The sequence below is a fragment of the Streptomyces olivochromogenes genome (assembly GCF_001514115.1).
In the GTDB taxonomy this organism is placed as follows: Bacteria; Actinomycetota; Actinomycetes; order Streptomycetales; family Streptomycetaceae; genus Streptomyces; species Streptomyces olivochromogenes.
The window spans coordinates 356,228-373,123 of the sequence record NZ_KQ948460.1 but is presented as its reverse complement, the minus strand read 5'-3'; the positions used below and the strand labels follow the sequence as shown (position 1 = coordinate 373,123).

Sequence of the window (16,896 nt, the reverse complement as noted above, 5' to 3'; positions counted from 1 at the left end):
AAATTTTCAAAAAGGCCCACACCGAAATGGTGTGGGCCTTTTTTTATTTCACGACGGCTTTCTCGCGGCACCTTGATGTGCAGGAGCGTTCACCTGCGTTCGTGGGCGGCCTGCCTACGGTGAGGTCCTGGCGCATGGTCTCGGTGCCGTTCACCGGGCTGAGCCCGCGGCAGTTCGGCAAGCTGGTTACTGCGATGCGACGCGAGGATGCGAACCCGGTACGCAAGGGCCGACTGCGGAGTCGGGCACTGGAGGACCGGATCCTGCTAGTAGCGACCTACTGGTGTACGAACTTGACGCTGTGCCAGCTTGCCCCGCTGCGTACGGTTGCCGAGCAGTCGAAACGGAATAACTCCCGCCCCCTAGAAGACCAGAGAGGTCCAACAGGCAGTTTCCCACCTCCCCGGCTGAGAGGATGCTCAGTCGAGGCAGAACTCGTTGCCCTCGATGTCCTGCATCACAATGCACGACTCGTTGGTGCCATCGGCCACCAGCGTTCGCACGTGTACCCCACCGAGCGCGACCAGTCGCGCGCACTCGGCCTGGAGTGTGGCAAGACGCTCCTCACCCACAAGTCCCGTGCCGGCCCGTACATCGAGATGCACCCGATTTTTGACGGTCTTCCCTTCGGGAACGCGCTGGAAGAGCAGGCGCGGGCCCGCACCCGATGGATCACTGCACGCGAAGTAGGTGACCTGATCCTCAGACGGCAGCGAGCGATGGTAGTCCTCCCACGTGGCGAACCCCGTCGGGATCGGCGGTACGACGTACCCCAACACTTCGCTCCAAAAGCCGGCGAGGCGCGCGGGTTCCGCGCAGTCGAAGGTGACTTGGAACTGCTTGATCGTTGACATCGGCGCACCATAACAGGGGGTCTCTCCTGATCTCGCCGTGTGGGTCCGCACGTTGTCGGGAGGATGGCCCCTGCTACCCGCTGCTGTGGTGTGCGGGTCGCAGGGGTGGACCCGCGCGCTGTCGGAGAACGAAGTGCGTCCCGGCGTCGGGTGATCAGTCCGTTCGCCGCACGGCCCAGGTCTTCACCGCCGCCAGCGCCGCGGTGATCACGGCCATCAAGGGCACGGCCGCGGAGGTCCAGGCCGCGGTCAGCACCAGAACCACGGCCACGGGCGAGGCCGCGACGGCGGGACCGTTCAGCGGCGGGCCTACGCGCAGCCACCAGACCGTCGCGATCCAGGCGGCGAGGGGTATGCCGACAGCCAGGCCCTGCTGCAGGTGTGTGACGTGCGCATGGCCGATGAGGGCGTCGACGGCGACGGCGAGTCCGGCGCCGATCGCCGCGGTCGAGGCGAAGACGAGGTAGTGGCCGTAGCCCCAGATGATCGTCGTGGGCATGGAGCGCAGCATGCGCTGGGTGGTCCGGTCGAAGTAGAGCCACCACAGGCTGAAGACGAGCAGCAGACCGCTGCCGGCCAGGACCAGCAGGTCGACGTCGGTGCCGTCGCGCGAGTCGGCCGCGGTCTGCACGGCGATGGTCGCGGCCAGCACTGCCTCGCCGAGCACGATCATGGTGAACAGCCCGAACCGCTCGGTGATGTGCTCCGGGTGAAAGGGCGTCACCTGCGCCCGCTCGGCCCAGATCGGGACCAGCAACTCGCCCACGGCCAGCGCCAGCCCGACATAGAGGTACGTCGGCTGGTCGAAGGCGAGGCGAGCGACCCATCCGGCCTGTACCAGGGCGTAGCCGACGGCGTACCGCAGGGCGGTCGTGCGCCGCTTCGGATCGGCCCTGGCCGCCCGCAGCCACTGCATGACCATGGCCAGCCGCAGGATCACGTAGCCGAGGGTGATGACGAGATAGTCGCCGGACTCGAAGGCCCGGGGTACGCCGGCGGCCAAGGCCAGCGCCCCGGCGATCTGCACCATGGTCAGCAGGCGATAGGGGTCGTCGTCGTTGTCGTACGCGGAGGCGAACCAGGTGAAGTTCGCCCAGGCCCACCAGATCGCGAAGAACACCCAGAGGTAGTTGCCCACGGCGTGGCCGAGGTGCCCGCCGCTCAGGTCGTGATGCAGATGGGAGGCGGCCTGCGCGACGGCGGCGACGAAACAGAGGTCGAAGAACAGTTCCAGCGGGGTGGAGGACCGGTACGCCTCGTCGGTCCGGCGGGCCGTCATTCTGCGCAGGTTCAGCACCCGTGTGCCGCGGCCTGCCGCGGCCGGTTCCAGGCCGACCGCTTCTCCGGTCTCCCCGGGCATGGTTCGGTGATCCGTCCTGGCCGTGTGTGTCAGGTTCCGGTGCCGAGCAGGTCGTGGGCCGCGACCCACAGGGTGTAGGGGTTCGCCAGCTCGGGATGGGCGGCCGTCATACGGTCGATGAGCTCGCGCGGTGCGGAGCTGCGTTCCAGCGCCGTCTCGAAATCGGCCAGGTAGCGGCGGCTTTCGTCGATCTGGCGGCGGGCGTCGTCGTCGGGGGCCCGTGGATCGCGGTGGCCGGCGACGAGGGTGTCGGCCTCCAGCGCCGCCACGGCGTCCAGCGCCCGCGCCCAGTCGGCCCGTGAGTCCGGTGTCGATCCCATCAGCCACATGTGCGTCCGGTTGTAGACGACGTCACCGGAGACGACCAGGCTCAGGTCCGGGACATGGACGACGCTGGAATGCACGGTGTCGGTGGTCCCGACCGGGACCACCGTGGCCGACGATCCTCCGATCGGGATCGTGCGGCCGGCCAGCGGCCCGGGCGGGACGGGCTTGCCGGTCAACTGGCCGGGGAAGAACCCGCCCCAGATCTGCAGGTACCCCGCCGAGATCTGCTCCTGCATCGCGGGGATGGACTCGGCCAGGGCCACCGGCCTCGCCTGCGGGAACGCCGCCAGGATCTCCGGCAGCCCGAGGAGGTGGTCGGCGTGCGGATGGGTGATGTACACGTACTCGGGCTCGCAGTCGTGGGACTTCACCCACGCCGCCAGCTCCCGGCCCTCTCGCACGGTGATGAGGCAGTCGATCAGCACGGCACCATCGTCATCGCTGATCAGCGTCGCTGTGGACGGCGGCCAGGTAGCCGGGCCCACCACCTCCTCGAATCCCGGTACCGCACTCGGGATCGGCTTGGGATCCACCACGAACACGTCGAAGTCAAGGCTCATCGTCTTCTCCGGTTCTCCGGCATCGCTGACTCGGCCGGCCCTCATGGTCACTCCGGGGGACGGCGGCGGAGTATCCGCATGTTGACTGCACTGCGAGCCCGAGCCGCGCGGCCGGTTGCAGTCATGTTGCTGATACCACCCCACGGTGCGTTGCCGGATGCTGGTGCTCATGAACCTGAACGCAGCCACATCCGGGGGCGGCGCGCGCCTGCTGGCGGACGGGAACCAGGTGCCGGTGCTCGGCCTCGGCGTCTGGCAGGTGCCGCCCGGGCGTGCGTGCGTCGACGCCGTGCGCTGGGCGCTCGACGCCGGTTACCGGCATATCGACACGGCTCAGGCATACGGCAACGAGGAAAGCGTCGGCCGCGCCCTTCGCGACAGCGGCGTACCCCGCGACCAGGTGTTCATCACCACGAAGTTCCATCCGCGGGGCGACGATCCGGTCGCCCAGGCGGAAGACAGCCTTCGTCGTCTCGGCCTGGAGCAGGTCGACCTCTACCTGGTCCACTGGCCCGAGGGCGGCCCGACCCGGGCCTGGGCCGGGATGGAACGTGCCCAGGAGCGGGGACTGGCCCGTTCCATCGGGGTCTCCAACTACGACGCGGCCGAACTCGAGGCCGTGATCGCCGCGGGAACGGTTCCGCCCGCCGTCAACCAGATCCTGTTCAACCCGCGGCACCGTCGGCGGGCGCTCCTGGACGCCTGCGGCCGGTTCGACGTCGCTGTCGAGGCCTACAGCCCGCTGGGCACCGGCCGGTACGTCGACGACACCACCGTGGCCACGATCGCCCGACGGACGGGCCGGACACCGGCACAGGTGCTGCTGCGCTGGGGCCTGCAGCACGGACTCGTGGTCGTGGCGAAATCGACGCACCGCGACCGCATCCACGAGAACGCGCAGATCCACGACTTCACCCTGTCGGCCGAGGACATGGCCGAACTCGACGCGCTCGACCGGACCGGCGGCACCGACCGCGCGCTCGAAGCCAAGTGGTGGTAGCACCCAAGAAGCACCCAAGAAGTATCCGAGGAGAACGCAATGCCCATGATCGACGTGTACGCCACAGCGGGCACCTTCACGGACGGGCACCAGCTCGCCAAGGACCTCGCTGCCACCCTGATGGCCATCGAGGAGGTTCCGGACATCCCGATGTTCCGCCAGAACACCGCGGCCTTCCTCCACGAGTTGCCGGCAGGCCACCTGTCGAACGTCGACGGCGCGTCCCATCACGTACGCGTGCAGGTGCTGACCAACGCGGATGCTCTCGACCGAGACAAACAGATCGCGGTGGTGAGCCGGTTCACCGGCATGGTCGCGGAGGCCGCCGGCGACCCGACGCTCGCGGACCGCACCTGGGTGTTGCTGACCGAGGCCGTGCCCGGTGGGTGGGGTCTGGGCGGTCACGCGCACACCAACGACGAACTCGTCGCCGCGGCGCGCAAGCAGATCGCGGAGCTGCAGGCGATGGCCGGGGACCAGTGAGGTAGGCGCCAAGGACCAGTGATGCAGGCGACGGTCACGCCTGTTCGAGGATCCAGGCTTTCGCCAGCGTGGTCCATATCGCGGCCTCGCCGGCGTTCCGGGCGAGGCCGAGGCTGTGCGGGCCGTGGGCGAACACGTGCACGGCGTGGGGGACTTGGCCGGCCGCGAGCGCCGCGGCAAGGCGGTAGGTGTGTTCGGCGGGAACATAGGGGTCCTCCGCGGTGTGCCAGACGAAGAACGGCGGCGACTGGGGCGTGACCAGCGAGTCCAGCGAGGTCGACCGGCGCAGCTCGGGACCGGCGTCCTCGCCGAGAAGGATCATCCGGGCCGGACGGTAGGTCTCGGTCTCCATCGAGGTGATGGCGTAACCGAGCACGGCGAAGTCCACCGCCTCGTCGGGCCCGGCGCCCGGTGCGAGGGCGGCCAGCCCGGCCAGATGACCTCCCGCGGAGAACCCGATGAGACCGATGCGCTGTGCGCCGGCCGCCCGTCGGCGGCGGATCTCGGCGCGCAGCGCGTCGAGCGGCTGCGGGTGCCGGGCGCGGAGCGGATAGCGGAACACGCTCGCCCGTACGCCCATGTCGTCGAGCCAGTCCACCACCGGCTCGGCCTCGTGCGCAGCGTGTTCGGCGTATCCGCCGCCGGGCAGGACGATCATGTGGGTGCCGGTCATCGAGGGCCGCCGGTCATCGAGGGCCGTCGAGGAAGGCGTCGACGTCCGCGGCGAATTCCGCGTGGTGCTGGAACAGGAACCCGTGCGCCGAGTCGGGATAGATCTTCACGCGGGCCTGCGGGATCAGACCCGCGAGCAGGTGGGAGTAGCGCGGCAGGATCATCGGGTCGCTGTCGCCGTTCGCCACGAACACGGGCATCCTCAGGCAGCCGAGCCGCTGGAGCTTCGCGTGATCGGGGATCCCCCACGTGCACACCGCGTCGTACTGCGCCTCGCGGGTCGCCCAGTCGGTCGCCGTGTCCCGGTCTTCGCTCCGGGCGCCGTAGATCCGCTGCAGGGTTTGCCGGCCGGCCTGCGCGCTTGCCGGGGATCCGGTGAAGAAGACGCTCAAGTATTCCTCGGGGCTGGTCTCAGGATTGCCGACAGCGTCGATGACCTCGGGGGCCCAGCCGTGCATGCCGTCGGCGCCCTGCGGCGCCGACGAGGCGAGGACCAGCCTTCTGACGAGCGCCGGCCTGGTCAGGGCGATCTGCTGCGCGACGAAGCTGCCGAGGGAGAATCCCAGGACATCGACCGGGCCCTGGCCGAGTCCCAGGGCTCCGCTCGCCCCGATCGCCTCGATGAAGGCGATGGCGTCGTGCGCCATCCGGTCCACGGTGGTGGGAGTGGTCCCGGTGGAGCCGCCGACTCCGGCGTTGTCGAAGGCGATGACACGCCGGGCCGGTGCCAGCGCGTCGATCAGCGCCGGATCCCAGTTGTCGAGGTTTCCACGGAAGTGCTGGAGAAGGACCAGCGGTACACCGGCGCCGACGTCCGTCGGGCCGGTGTCGCGGTACGCGTAGTCGATGCCGTTCGCGGCCTTGACCCGCTCGTTCGGCAGACCTGAGTACGAGTTGAGCTCCATGACCCGAGCGAATCAGCCGCGGCGCGGCGGCGGAATCCGCATCTTGACTGCACTCGCCGGTCGACCAGGCTCTGCTGGAGTTCCTCGCCGCCTGACGTACGCGTCACAGGGCTTGCAGAAAGCCGACGAGCAGGTGGTTGACCTGGGCGGCGTGCGTCCAGATGATCGCGTGGCCGCCGTCAGGTATCAGTGCGAGGCGGGCGTCGGCCAGCATCACGGCCAGGCGGTTCCCGGTCGCGCCGGGCGGCATGACCCTGTCCTGAGCGCCCTGCACGATCAGGACGGGGATCGTGACGCGGGCGACGTCGTCCCGGAAGTCCTCCCGCCAGGCGACCGCGCAGCCCAGGGCCGCGGCCGCGGACACCCGCAGCGCGACGTGGAAGCTGTTCTGCCACGCCTGGTCGCTCACCCGGCTCCCGCCGAGCGGGTCGGTGCTGCGGTAGTCGGTGTTGTAGTAGTCGATGTTGTAGTACCGGTCCAGGTATGCCTTGATCGCCGCCGGACGGTCGGCGGACAGCTCGCCGAGGAAGGCGTCGAGGACGCCCGGGGCGATGCCCTCCGGGTTGGCGTCGGACCGGGGCAGGAACGGCGGGAGAGGCGCCAGCAGCGCCGCGCCGCGGACCCGCCGCTGCCCGTACGTTCCCAGGTACCGGGTCAGTTCCCCGGTGCCGGAGCAGCAGCCGACGAGCACCGCGTCCACCACATCCAGGACTTCCAGCAGTGTGTTCAGGTCCGCGGCCAGCGTGTCGTAGTCGTAGCCCACCGCCGGCCTGCCCGAGTCGCCGCCGCCGCGCCGGTCGTAGCTGATGACGCGGTACCCGGCCATGAGCAGAGCCGCCTCCTGCTTCTCCCACGAGCGCCCGTCGGCGAGGTAGCCGTGGACCAGGACGACGGGCGGGCCCGCGCCGTGGTCCTCGTAGTGGATCCGGATGTCACCGGTGTTCTCCCGGCCGACCACGACGTACGGCATCACGAACCCGCGTTCCATCGCGCGCAGGGGACAGCATCCATACACTCAACCCTGGGCCGCGCAGCGGCCGTCCGGTATCCGCAACCTGACTGCACACGGCTTTGCGTGACCGGATCACCTCGGCTGTGTGCGGGCCTTGATTCGGCCGGGTGAGGGTGGCGTTTCCGCGATGACCCGCAAGGACACGACCGTGATCGGGCGGCGGGAGGAGCTGTCCCTGCTGCGGGAACTGATCGCCCCGCCCCACAAGGAGAGCCACGTTCTGCTTCTCCTGGGCGATCCGGGTCTGGGCAAGACCGTCCTGCTGGCCGAAGCCGCGCGCGAGGCCGAGGCGGTGGGGATGCGGGTGCTGGCGACCACCGGCAGGGAGTCGGAGCAGGACCTGGCGTTCGCCGGGCTGCACCAGCTGCTGCGCCCGGTCCTCGACCGCGTGGCCCGCCTGCCGACCCGCCAGGCCGAGGCGCTGCGCGGTGCGTTCGGTCTCTCCGACGACCCCGCGCCGCCCGACGCCCTGCTCACCGGGATCGCCGTACTCACCCTGCTGTCCGAGCTGTCGGACGAGCAGCCGCTGCTGGTGACAGCCGACGACGCGCAATGGCTGGACCGTGCCTCCCTCGACGCGCTCGCCTTCGCCGCCCGCCGCCTGGAATCGGAGCAGCTCGTGCTGCTGGCCGGCGCCCGCGGGAACGTACCTCCCGCCGGTTTCGAGCGGGACCTGCCGCAGCTCCTGCTGCGACCACTCACCCGGCCGGACGCGGGCCTGCTCCTGGACGCGCAACCGCGCCCGCCGCACGGTCGGCTGCGTGAACAGGTGCTGGCCCAGGCGGTCGGCAACCCACTGGCACTGATCGAGCTGGCCAGGGTGATCGCCACGGATCCCGACGCGGGGCGCCGATGGACCGCCGAGCCGCTGCCGTTGACCGGGCAGCTGACCGCCCTCATGGCCGCCCAGTACGTCACTCTGCCCCCGGCGGCCCGATCCGCGCTGCTGCTCGCCGCGGCCGCCGACAGCCCGGACGCGACCACGGCGATACCAGGGCTTTCCGCCGACGCGCTCGCCCCGGCGGAAGCGGCGGGCCTGATCCGGCTGGACACGCCGGGCCCGCGGTTCGCCCATCCGCTCACCCGGTCGGCCGTCTACCATGCCGCGCCCTTCGCCGAGCGGGCCGCGGCGCACCGACAGGTCGCCGACGCGCTTCGCGACCAGCCCGACCGCCACGCCTGGCATCTGGCGGCCGCCGCGCTGGAGCCCGACGAGCATCTGGCCGCACTGCTCGAAGACAGCGCGGCCCAGGCACAGCGCCGCGGCGGTGCCGCCGCGGCGGCACGGGCCCTCGAACGCGCCGCCGAGCTGAGCCCCGGCGAACCCGACAAGGCCCGGCGGCTGCTGGCCGCCGCCGAACTCGCCCTGGCCGCCGGACAGGCCGACTGGGTACGCGAACTGGCGGGCCAGGTACTCACGCTGACCTCCGACCCGGACCTGCGCATCGCCGCCCGGCTGGACATCGGCTGGTCCCTGCTGTGGTCCAACCGCAACGCCGACGCGTTCGACACACTCCTGTCGGTCGCCGCCGAAGCATCCCCGAGGCTGCCGGCCATCGCGTGGCAGGCCACCTGGATGGCCGCCACGGTCGCCCACCAGACGGGACTCCCCGAAGTCTGCGCCAAGGCACGCGCCGCCCTCGACGCGCTCGACTCCCGGGACGGGCCACCGCCGTCGGCCGAGGAGCGGCCCGCCGGTCGCGCCGACGAGTACCGGATCTGGATCCGGGCCTGCACGGACCCGTTCGGGGACAGAGCCGACATCGTCCCCCGCCTGCGGCGCGCGGCGGGAGGATCCCTCTCGGACCCGGGTACGTTCGGCGCGGCGGCCTGGGTCCTGGACGAGACCGAACTGGCGGTCAGGGTGCTGCGCGAAGCCCTCAGCCGACTGCGCGCCCCGGGCGTCCGCGGCGCCAGCGGCGGTGTGCTGTCGGCACTGCAATGGGCATGCGTCGACAGCGGGCGCTGGGACGACGCACTCGCCGCCGCCCGAGAGGCGGGCGACATCGCCGCCGCCTACAAGATGGAAACCGTCGCGGGCTCGGCCGACCTCACCACGGCCGTCGTGGCGGCCATGCGCGGCGACCACGACCAGGTGGCACCGCTGCTGGCCCGCGTGCGCGCCGCCGTGGACACTTCCGAATACCGCGGCTTCGCCGCCAGGATCTGGCAGACGGCAGGTCTCGCCGCGCTGGCCCAGGGCAACTACGTGACCGCGTACGCGCAGCTCAGCCGCCTCTTCGCCGCCGACGGTACCCCCCTGCACCATCACTTCTCGTACCTCGCCGTCGCCGACCTCGCCGCCGCCGCGGTGCGCGCCGAACGGCACCTCGAAGCGCGTACGTCGGTGGAGCGCGCACTGGCTCGCGTGGACCCCGCGCCCGGACCGCGCCTGGAACAACTCGCGGCCCGGGCCCGCGGACTGCTCGCCGAGCCCGACAGCGCCGAAGCCCACTTCGCCGCGCCCATGGCCGATCCCACCGGAGACACATGGCCGTTCGAACGGGCCCAGCTTCAGCTGGACTATGGGGAATGGCTGCGCAGGCAGCGACGGATCAACGACGCCAAGCCCCTCCTCGTGACCGCCCTGGAAACGTTCCGCCGTCTGGGCGCGGCACCGTGGACCCGGCGCGCGGAATCCGAGCTGCGTGCCTGCGGCGTAACGGTGCAAGCCCCGCAGGGCGCCCCGGGCGCGCTGGACGGCCTCACCGCTCAACAGCGCGAGATCGTCATCCTCGCCGGACACGGCCTGACCAACGGCGAGATCGCCGACCGTCTGTTCCTCTCGCCCCGCACCGTCGCGTCACACCTGTACCGCTCCTATCCGAAGCTCGGCATCGCCGGCCGTCGCCAACTCCGCGACATCATCGACCAGCAGGTCACACCACGGACCTAGCGCGCCGGCCACGCACAGGGGGACGCTGCGCGGTGATTGCCGCGGCCGGTCAGGTGGGCCCGTCAGAGCTCCGGGAGGTGGGCCCGTCAGGGCCCCGGGAGAAGGCCGTGTAGCCGGCCATCGCCACGATCGCGTCCTTGACGAGCAGCACCCGCGGCGGGTAGCTCTGCACCTTGTCCCCGGGGTCGTCCAGTGCGGAGGTGCGCCAAACCTCCGCTCCGGTGCGGCTGTCCAGTGCCAGCAGACGGCCGAAGCGGTTGGAGAAATAGACCCGCTTGTACGTCGCCGACACCGCGGGCGCGGACAGACTCTCCATGTCCGTCATCTTCTGCCAGAGTTGTCTGCCGCTGTCCGCCGACACCGCGGTGACCGACCCGTCGGACCGGACGAAGTAGACGACGCCGCCCACAAGGGTGGCCGCGCCGGTCAGCGGATGTGCCAGCGGTATCCGTCTGACCTGCCCGGTTTCCGAGGCCACCCGCAGCAGCGCGTTGTACGGCCGTTCGTACCCGGCTTCGTACACGTCCTTCGCGGTCTGGGGGGCGAGGAACAGGGGTTGCCCGCCGACAGCGCCGAGTGCTTCCGCCTTCTTGGGCAGTGTGGCCGTTTCGGTCAGGCTGCCGGGTCCGAGCTTCATCAGCTCGACCGGGGCCTGGCCGGGCTCGTTGCCCTGCGAGCACAGGGCGTAGGGGACGCCTCCCGGCGCCGACGGAGTGCAGTACTCGTCCAGCGAGGGCGCCCGCCACAGTTCCTTGCCGGAAGGCCCGTAAGCCACGAACGACGAGTAGTCGGGAGACATCGTCAGCAGTCCGCCGTCGTACAGGACCGCATCCTCGGACGGGTTGATGTCGCGTTGCCACCGCCGGTGCCCGGTACCGGCGTCGAGGGCCACCACGCGCCTGGTCCTGTCGTCCGGTTCCTCGTACATGTAGACCAGCCCGTCGCGAACGCCGATCGGCTGCGTCCCCTGAGGGCGGGTGCCGGTCCGCCACAGGGTGCGGCCGGAGGCCGCGTCGATCCTGGCGGCCGTGAAACCCGTACCGCCACAGAACAGGGCGCTTCCCTCCGCCACGCATCCAGGGCTGTCGTAGTCGAGAGGGACACCCTTCACGTCGTATTGCAGCTTCGTCTGCCACGGCCGCCAGCCGTCGGGCAGTGACGCGGCACGGGTGGTGGCCGTGGCGGTGGCGGTGGGTGTCTTCGTGTCCGAATCGGACACGAAGACACCCACCCCGATACACAGCCCCGTGACGGCCAGCACCGCACCGAGGCCGGTGAGCAGCATCCGGGCTCGGCGTCGCTTGCCGGTACCGATGCCGGTCGCGGCGTCCGCGGAGGTGGTGGCCGCGCTGCGAGGAGTGGGGCGGTGCGGGGGTTTCGCGGACTGCCCGGTCTTCGGGGACCCGATGGCGTCGGATTCCGGCAGCGCCTGGAGCATGCGGTGGATGTCCGCCAGTTCCGGCCGTGCGGCCGGGTCCTTGTCCAGGCAGCGCTCGACAATGCCCAGGAGCGCTTCGGGTACGCCGCCGAGGTCCGGGGTCCCGTGCACCACCTGATAGCCGGTTATGTACGGGCTGTCGGCGTCGAACGGTCCCGTGCCGACGGCCGCGAACACCAGCAGCGACCCCAGCGAGAACACGTCCGAGGCCGGGGTGACGTCCCGGGGAGAGGCCAGTTGTTCCGGCGACATGAAGGGCGGAGTGCCGATCATCCGCCCGGTCGTGGTGAGGCTCTGGTGGCCGGAAGCGCGCGATATGCCGAAGTCGATGACGCGCGGCCCGTCCTCGGTCATCAGGACGTTGCGCGGTTTGAGGTCCCGGTGCACCAGGCCCGCCCGCTGGATGTCGCGCAACGCCTCGGTGAGCCCCAGCCCCAGCGCGCGCAGTTCCCGCTGGCTCAACGGGCCGTCCTTCTCCACGACTTCGGCGAGGTTGAGCCCCGGCACGTAGAGCGTCGCCATCCACGGCCGGTCGGCGTCCGGGTCGGCGTCCACGACAGGCGCGGTGAAGGCGCCGCTCACTCTGCGCGCTGCCTCGATCTCCTGCCGGAAGCGCGTCCGGAACTCCTCCTCCTGGGCGTACGGCCCGCGCACGAGCTTGACCGCGACCTGCCGTCCCGAGGCGGAGACTCCCAGATAGACGACTCCCATACCGCCCGCCCCGAGCCGACCGAGAAGGGTGTACCCGCCTATGGACTCCGGGTCCCCGGTGCTCAGGGGCGTCATCGCCGATCATCCTTCCCAGCGCCTGCCTGCCTCACGGGGATCAGAGTATGGCCTGCCGCCCCGGAAACGGAGCCGCGCCTGTCACGTACCGGTGTCCCCACAGCGGGCGACTCCGACTTGGAGCAGACAACGAACAAACCCCAGGCCACTGACCTGGGGTTTCTCTCTGGACTTGGCCGGCCCTGCGGCTCAGTGGTCGTCGCGGATGGTCGTCGCGATGCCGTTGCTGATCACGACCTCGGCGCTGAAGCCCTTCTTGGCGGCCGTCTCCAGTTCGCCCTCGGTGCACTGCATCTCGCCGTCCTCACCCGAGCAGATGTCGTCGTATCCAAGGATCTTGGTGTCCTCGGCGACGAGGAACTGCTGCTCGGTGCCCTTCAGGTCGGAGACCGTGTACTTGCCCGGCGCCAGGTAGGAGACGTTGCCGAACCAGGTTCCGTTGACACCCTTGCCCTCGTCGATGCCCTCGACGACGGTCTCGCGGGAGTTGGAGCCGGACGACGAACCGGAGCCGGAGCCGGACGACGAACCGGAGTTGGAGCCGGACGACGAGCCGGAGGCGGAGCCGGACGATGAGCCGGAGGACCCGGATCCCGCCTCGGACCCGGAGTCCTGCTGGGCGGCGCGCCGCTCCGTCACCAGGCTCGCGACACCGTTCTTCATCTCCACGTCGGCGTTCACGGCACCCTTCTTGGTCGCCGCCTCCAACTGGTCCAGTGTGCAGGGCGCGTCCACCTTGGAGCTCGCGTCGCCGCATATCGTGCCGACGCCGTAGACCTCGGTGTCGCCGGCGACCCAGAACTGCTGGTCGCCCTTGCCCGGTACGGACACGATGTACTTGCCCGGGGCGAGATAGGTGACCTCGCCGTTCTTGAACGACCCGCTGACACCCTTGGAGTTCTTGGCGTCCGACGCCTTCTCCGCGACCGGCGACGCGTCCGCTCCGCTCTTGCCGGACGAGCTGTCGGCGGTTCCGTTCTGGCACGCCGTCATCAGCAGTCCGGCGGTGATCGCGGCGGCGGCGACGGCGGCCTTGCGCAGGTGGCGGTTCATCACGGGAGGTTCCTTCCGAGGCGGCGGTGGCGGGGAACCAGCGGCGTTGCCGCCGGTTCCCCGCTCTGTGATCACTATGTGGGGCCCCGGAGCCCGTAGGCCACGTCCGTCTTCCCTTCAGGACACCGCGGTAGCACAGCCGTGACACAGCAACACACGGGCTGTACAAAGCAGTTGGCCGATGCGCCGCCTCGCGTCACGGCCGCTTCCCGTCGCACGTCGAGGGCCGGCTCAGAGCAAGCCCTTGTATCCCTGCCAGCCGGTGGCGATCTTCGTACGGCCGCCGAAGGAGCCCTTGCCGTTGCCGTTGTTGCGCCAGACGGCGCCGGAGGTGTCGCGGGAGACGATGTCCGCTCTGCCGTCACCCGTGATGTCCCCGACGCCGACGATCGCGTTGTACGAGCCGCCCCAGTTGGCGAACAGCTTCACGCGCGACTTGAAAGTGCCCTTGCCGGTGCCGTCGTAGCGGTACAGGTTGTTCGCCTTGTCCTGCGCGAGGAGATCACCGATGCCGTCGCCGTTCAGATCACCGGCGCCCACGATCTTCTTGTACGTCTTCCAGTCGGCGTAGAGCTTGACGCGGGCGGAGAGTTTCCCGTCGCTGGTGCCCTTGTACAGGTAGACGGTGCCGGTGGAGGTGTTGCGGGCGATCAGGTCCGGTCGGCCGTCACCACTCACGTCACCGGGCGCGGTCAGCACGTCGTACTGCTGCCAGCCGCTGCTGCCCAGCGAGGTGTACGCGGTGGAAGGCGTCACCGCCGGCCCGCACGCGGGCCGGTAGGCGCGCAACGCACCGCTGCTGAACCGGACGAGCACGTCGTTGCAGCGGTCACCGCTCAGGTCGCCGAAGGGCACGGCCTTGATCGATGTCGCCCAGCCGCTCCCGGTCAGCTTCCCGGTGAAGGTGCCCTTGCCCGTCCCGTACTGGTACGTCAGCCCACCCGAGCCGTTCAGCGTCATCAGCTCGCCGAAGCCGTCCGACCCGACGAAGTCGCGGCGGACCGCGGCGGCTCCGGTGACCTTGACCGTGCCCGTCTTCGTCAGCGCCGCGCCCTGTCCGTCCGCGGGGGCGACGGTCAGCGTCCAGGTGTAGGCGCCGTTGGGCACCAGCCGGCCGGAGCCGTCCTTGCCGTTCCACGCCGGGGTCACCACACCGCGCGCCGGACCGCCGGAGAGGGTGCGGACGGCCGCACCGGTGGCCTTGTTGCCGATCACGAGCTTCCAGGAGGCCGTGGGCTTGTTCAGCCACCACTTCGGGCTCCACTGCGTGGCGCCGCCCTTGACGTCCACCGAGGCGGCGACGGTGGCGTCGCGCTGGACGAGGGCGGAGACGGGGACGTCACTGGAGGTCAGGCGGATGGCGTTGTCGGAGCGGAGCTGGGCGATCACGCCGGTGTACGGGTCGACGTCCCAGGCGTTCCCCTCGAACGTCCCGGCGGTGTGCGACACGGCCGTCCCGCCGCGGACGTCGATCACCTTCAACTGCCCGGCCTCGACGGTCGCGACGAAGCCGTCACCGAGCTGCGCCTGCTCCCAGTCGGAGCCCGCGAGCGTCAGGTTCCGCTTGGTGACGGTGTCGTAGACGCCCTGCCCCTCCGAGTTGAGCACGCAGTTCCACAGCAGCCACCGGCCGACCGCCTGGAAGTCGTTCAGCAGGCAGCCGCGCCCGAACCACACCGGCTCGCCCTGCTTCCCGGTCAGCAGGTCGTAGGGGACCACGGTGTCGTTGCCGGACATCACCCACACGGTGGTGCCCCAGATCGCCCGCACGCTGTCCGTCGTCGTGTACACCGTGCGCCCGGAGTCGAGGTCGACGACCCGGGTCTCCGCCACTCCCTTGCTGTCGTACGGCCTGGTCAGCGCGGCGAAACGGCCGCTCGCGGCGGTCGCGTTCCGGTAGCTGCGGGAGCTGTCGATCCGGGTGCCGGGCAGCGACCGGTCGGCGCCGAGGAGCTGGGGCTGCTGGGCGGCGCTCGTGCCGTAGCCGGAGATGACCGTCCGGCCGTCGCCGGTGTCGAGGAGACGCGGGCGGCTGCCCGAGAAGTCCTCCAGTTTGATACGGCCGCGGGTGGTGCGTGCCCCCGCCGTGGGGGAGTAGGCCACGCCGGTCTCACGGGTGTGGAGATACGACCAGTCGCCCACGGGGTCTGTCTCCACGGTGGTCAACCGCCCCTGGGCGAGGGTCAGCTGGGAGACCGTGCGGGCGGTCCGCGTCGGGTACGCGTCCGCGATCCGGCGCACGGTGACCGCGCCGCCCGCGGCGGACTCGATGAGGGAGACACCCCAGTGGTCCGTGTCGGCGCCGCCCGCGACCAGCAGCCCGCCGTCCGGAGTAGGCATGGCCTGTCGTGACGTCCTGGCCAGCAGCGTGCGCGGCGCGGAGCCGTCGAGCGGGACGGCCTCGACCCGCGAGACCGCGCGGTAGGTGTCGTTCTGGCCCAGGGAGGAGTCGTACCGGGACACGATGACGTTGTCGCCGACCAGGCCCAGCACCTGCGAGATCTCGCCGACCCGCACGGTCCGTACGGCGGCGGCCGGGTTCTGGCGGGAGGCGACGTGCAGGGTGCCGTCCTCGCACCACACCAGGTGGGTGGGGCTGAGCGCGACCAGGTAGTACCACGCCCGCACGGTGTACGGCAGGGCGGTGAAGCGCCCCTGCTCGATGTCGAGCCAGCCGGTGACGTCGTCGTCGCCCTTGCGGTACTGCACGACCTGCCCGTGCGCGTCGCCCAGCCCCGCGGCGGACTCCAGATAGACGCCGGAGGGGACGCCCTGCACCGTGCGGTCGGCGACGGAGCCGTCGGCCCGCGCGTCCAGCAGATGCCACACGGAGTCGGTGCCCGGGGTTCCCGCCGTCGTGACGACCGTCGACCCGAGCGTGCTGAAGTACGCGTAACCGTCGGGCAGTTCGACGGTACTGACCTGGCCGGACGTCATGTTCCGCAGCGTCACGGTCCTGGCGGAGGTGTCATAGCGGGCGACGACGTCCGAGCCGGCGCCGGCACTCGTGACGCCGTACGCGTCCGTGCCCGACGCGTCGACGACCGTGTCGACACCGTCGTACGTCGTCCAGAGCTGGCCCCGCCCCTCCTCGTACCGGAGGAACCCCGAGGTCCCCGCGCTCAGCAGGCCCGTCCGGGGAACCATGGCCGTGGCGGCCGGTACGACCACCTCTCCGGTGACCGTTTCACCGTGCGCGCTGCCGACCGTCAGCGAGCTGAGGCCGAGAGCCAGTGTGAAGGAAACGGTTGCGGCGGTGGCACCTCGTACGAGCGCACGTCTGCCCATTCAGAACCTCTCCAAGGACGGTGGGCGAAGGCTTGGAGAGACCTGCGCGCGCCGTTGAACCGCAGGTCAAGGACCCGCGGCACAGCTGACGTTCCGCCCCCCAGGCAAGTGGCCGGATCCTAGCATTTTACCTGTGCATGACCTACGGGGTGAGGAGTGGCTTGTGCGGGAGGCGGCTTGCGCAGGCGAGCCGAACGAGCGGCAGGGACGAGTCGGTAGCCGCCCGACCGGCGAAGAAGGCGGGTCGCTCGTACGCCGGTGA

General features: G+C 70.5%; 12 protein-coding genes and 1 pseudogene. 4 read left to right on the top strand and 9 right to left on the bottom strand.

Features of this window, described 5'->3' with window-relative positions:
• Positions 1-134: 134 nt before the first annotated feature.
• Positions 135-341: pseudogene (locus AQJ27_RS58875) on the top strand (IS5/IS1182 family transposase); the annotation flags it as partial.
• A gap of 78 nt (positions 342-419) precedes the next feature.
• Here AQJ27_RS58875 and AQJ27_RS27515 read toward each other — a convergent pair.
• The 3 genes from AQJ27_RS27515 to AQJ27_RS27505 all read right to left on the bottom strand — a co-directional run bounded on the left by AQJ27_RS27515 (position 420) and on the right by AQJ27_RS27505 (position 3,101).
• Positions 420-854 (bottom strand): VOC family protein, encoded by a 435-nt coding sequence (locus AQJ27_RS27515; RefSeq protein ID WP_067374338.1) that lies wholly within the window; start codon positions 852-854, stop codon positions 420-422.
• A gap of 154 nt (positions 855-1,008) precedes the next feature.
• Positions 1,009-2,214, bottom strand: coding sequence for a low temperature requirement protein A (locus tag AQJ27_RS27510; RefSeq protein ID WP_079065285.1), 1,206 nt, complete (start codon positions 2,212-2,214; stop codon positions 1,009-1,011).
• A gap of 29 nt (positions 2,215-2,243) precedes the next feature.
• Entirely contained in the window at positions 2,244-3,101 is an 858-nt protein-coding gene (locus tag AQJ27_RS27505) for an MBL fold metallo-hydrolase (RefSeq protein WP_067374334.1), read from the bottom strand.
• A gap of 169 nt (positions 3,102-3,270) precedes the next feature.
• On the opposite strand from AQJ27_RS27505, the gene AQJ27_RS27500 reads away from it, so the two are divergent.
• Positions 3,271-4,101, top strand: a complete 831-nt coding sequence (locus tag AQJ27_RS27500) for an aldo/keto reductase (protein ID WP_067374458.1) — start codon at positions 3,271-3,273, stop codon at positions 4,099-4,101.
• A gap of 39 nt (positions 4,102-4,140) precedes the next feature.
• Positions 4,141-4,584: a tautomerase family protein gene (locus AQJ27_RS27495; RefSeq protein WP_067374331.1), complete on the top strand. Its 444-nt coding sequence runs from the start codon at positions 4,141-4,143 to the stop codon at positions 4,582-4,584.
• 34 nt (positions 4,585-4,618) lie between these two features.
• Here AQJ27_RS27495 and AQJ27_RS27490 read toward each other — a convergent pair whose 3' ends face one another.
• The 3 genes from AQJ27_RS27490 to AQJ27_RS27480 all read right to left on the bottom strand — a co-directional run bounded on the left by AQJ27_RS27490 (position 4,619) and on the right by AQJ27_RS27480 (position 7,149).
• Positions 4,619-5,257: a prolyl oligopeptidase family serine peptidase gene (locus tag AQJ27_RS27490; protein ID WP_067374328.1), complete on the bottom strand. Its 639-nt coding sequence runs from the start codon at positions 5,255-5,257 to the stop codon at positions 4,619-4,621.
• 13 nt (positions 5,258-5,270) lie between these two features.
• Entirely contained in the window at positions 5,271-6,161 is an 891-nt protein-coding gene (locus AQJ27_RS27485; RefSeq protein ID WP_067374325.1) for an alpha/beta fold hydrolase, read from the bottom strand.
• Between the two features lie 103 nt (positions 6,162-6,264).
• Positions 6,265-7,149: an alpha/beta fold hydrolase gene (locus tag AQJ27_RS27480; RefSeq protein ID WP_341866099.1), complete on the bottom strand. Its 885-nt coding sequence runs from the start codon at positions 7,147-7,149 to the stop codon at positions 6,265-6,267.
• A 151-nt stretch (positions 7,150-7,300) separates the two neighbouring features.
• On the opposite strand from AQJ27_RS27480, the gene AQJ27_RS27475 reads away from it, so the two are divergent.
• Positions 7,301-10,069, top strand: a complete 2,769-nt coding sequence (locus AQJ27_RS27475) for a helix-turn-helix transcriptional regulator (protein ID WP_079065283.1) — start codon at positions 7,301-7,303, stop codon at positions 10,067-10,069.
• Positions 10,070-10,118: 49 nt separating this feature from the next.
• Here AQJ27_RS27475 and AQJ27_RS27470 read toward each other — a convergent pair whose 3' ends face one another.
• The 3 genes from AQJ27_RS27470 to AQJ27_RS27460 all read right to left on the bottom strand — a co-directional run bounded on the left by AQJ27_RS27470 (position 10,119) and on the right by AQJ27_RS27460 (position 16,634).
• Positions 10,119-12,293 carry a protein kinase domain-containing protein gene (locus AQJ27_RS27470; RefSeq protein ID WP_067374322.1) on the bottom strand — a complete coding sequence of 725 codons (2,175 nt, stop codon included), beginning with the start codon at positions 12,291-12,293 and terminating at the stop codon, positions 10,119-10,121.
• A 189-nt stretch (positions 12,294-12,482) separates the two neighbouring features.
• Entirely contained in the window at positions 12,483-13,346 is an 864-nt protein-coding gene (locus tag AQJ27_RS27465; RefSeq protein ID WP_067374319.1) for a hypothetical protein, read from the bottom strand.
• Positions 13,347-13,577: 231 nt separating this feature from the next.
• Positions 13,578-16,634, bottom strand: coding sequence for an FG-GAP-like repeat-containing protein (locus AQJ27_RS27460; protein WP_067374317.1), 3,057 nt, complete (start codon positions 16,632-16,634; stop codon positions 13,578-13,580).
• Positions 16,635-16,896 lie beyond the last annotated feature (262 nt).

Coding starts and splice junctions, on each gene's coding strand:
- AQJ27_RS27500 (WP_067374458.1), top strand. CDS start 3,271: ATGAACCTGAACGCAGCCACATCCGGGGGCGGCGCGCGCCTGCTGGCG.
- AQJ27_RS27485 (WP_067374325.1), bottom strand. CDS start 6,161: ATGGAGCTCAACTCGTACTCAGGTCTGCCGAACGAGCGGGTCAAGGCC.
- AQJ27_RS27510 (WP_079065285.1), bottom strand. CDS start 2,214: ATGCCCGGGGAGACCGGAGAAGCGGTCGGCCTGGAACCGGCCGCGGCA.
- AQJ27_RS27515 (WP_067374338.1), bottom strand. CDS start 854: ATGTCAACGATCAAGCAGTTCCAAGTCACCTTCGACTGCGCGGAACCC.
- AQJ27_RS27475 (WP_079065283.1), top strand. CDS start 7,301: ATGACCCGCAAGGACACGACCGTGATCGGGCGGCGGGAGGAGCTGTCC.
- AQJ27_RS27505 (WP_067374334.1), bottom strand. CDS start 3,101: ATGAGCCTTGACTTCGACGTGTTCGTGGTGGATCCCAAGCCGATCCCG.
- AQJ27_RS27465 (WP_067374319.1), bottom strand. CDS start 13,346: ATGAACCGCCACCTGCGCAAGGCCGCCGTCGCCGCCGCCGCGATCACC.
- AQJ27_RS27470 (WP_067374322.1), bottom strand. CDS start 12,293: ATGACGCCCCTGAGCACCGGGGACCCGGAGTCCATAGGCGGGTACACC.
- AQJ27_RS27490 (WP_067374328.1), bottom strand. CDS start 5,257: ATGACCGGCACCCACATGATCGTCCTGCCCGGCGGCGGATACGCCGAA.
- AQJ27_RS27460 (WP_067374317.1), bottom strand. CDS start 16,634: ATGGGCAGACGTGCGCTCGTACGAGGTGCCACCGCCGCAACCGTTTCC.
- AQJ27_RS27495 (WP_067374331.1), top strand. CDS start 4,141: ATGCCCATGATCGACGTGTACGCCACAGCGGGCACCTTCACGGACGGG.
- AQJ27_RS27480 (WP_341866099.1), bottom strand. CDS start 7,149: ATGGAACGCGGGTTCGTGATGCCGTACGTCGTGGTCGGCCGGGAGAAC.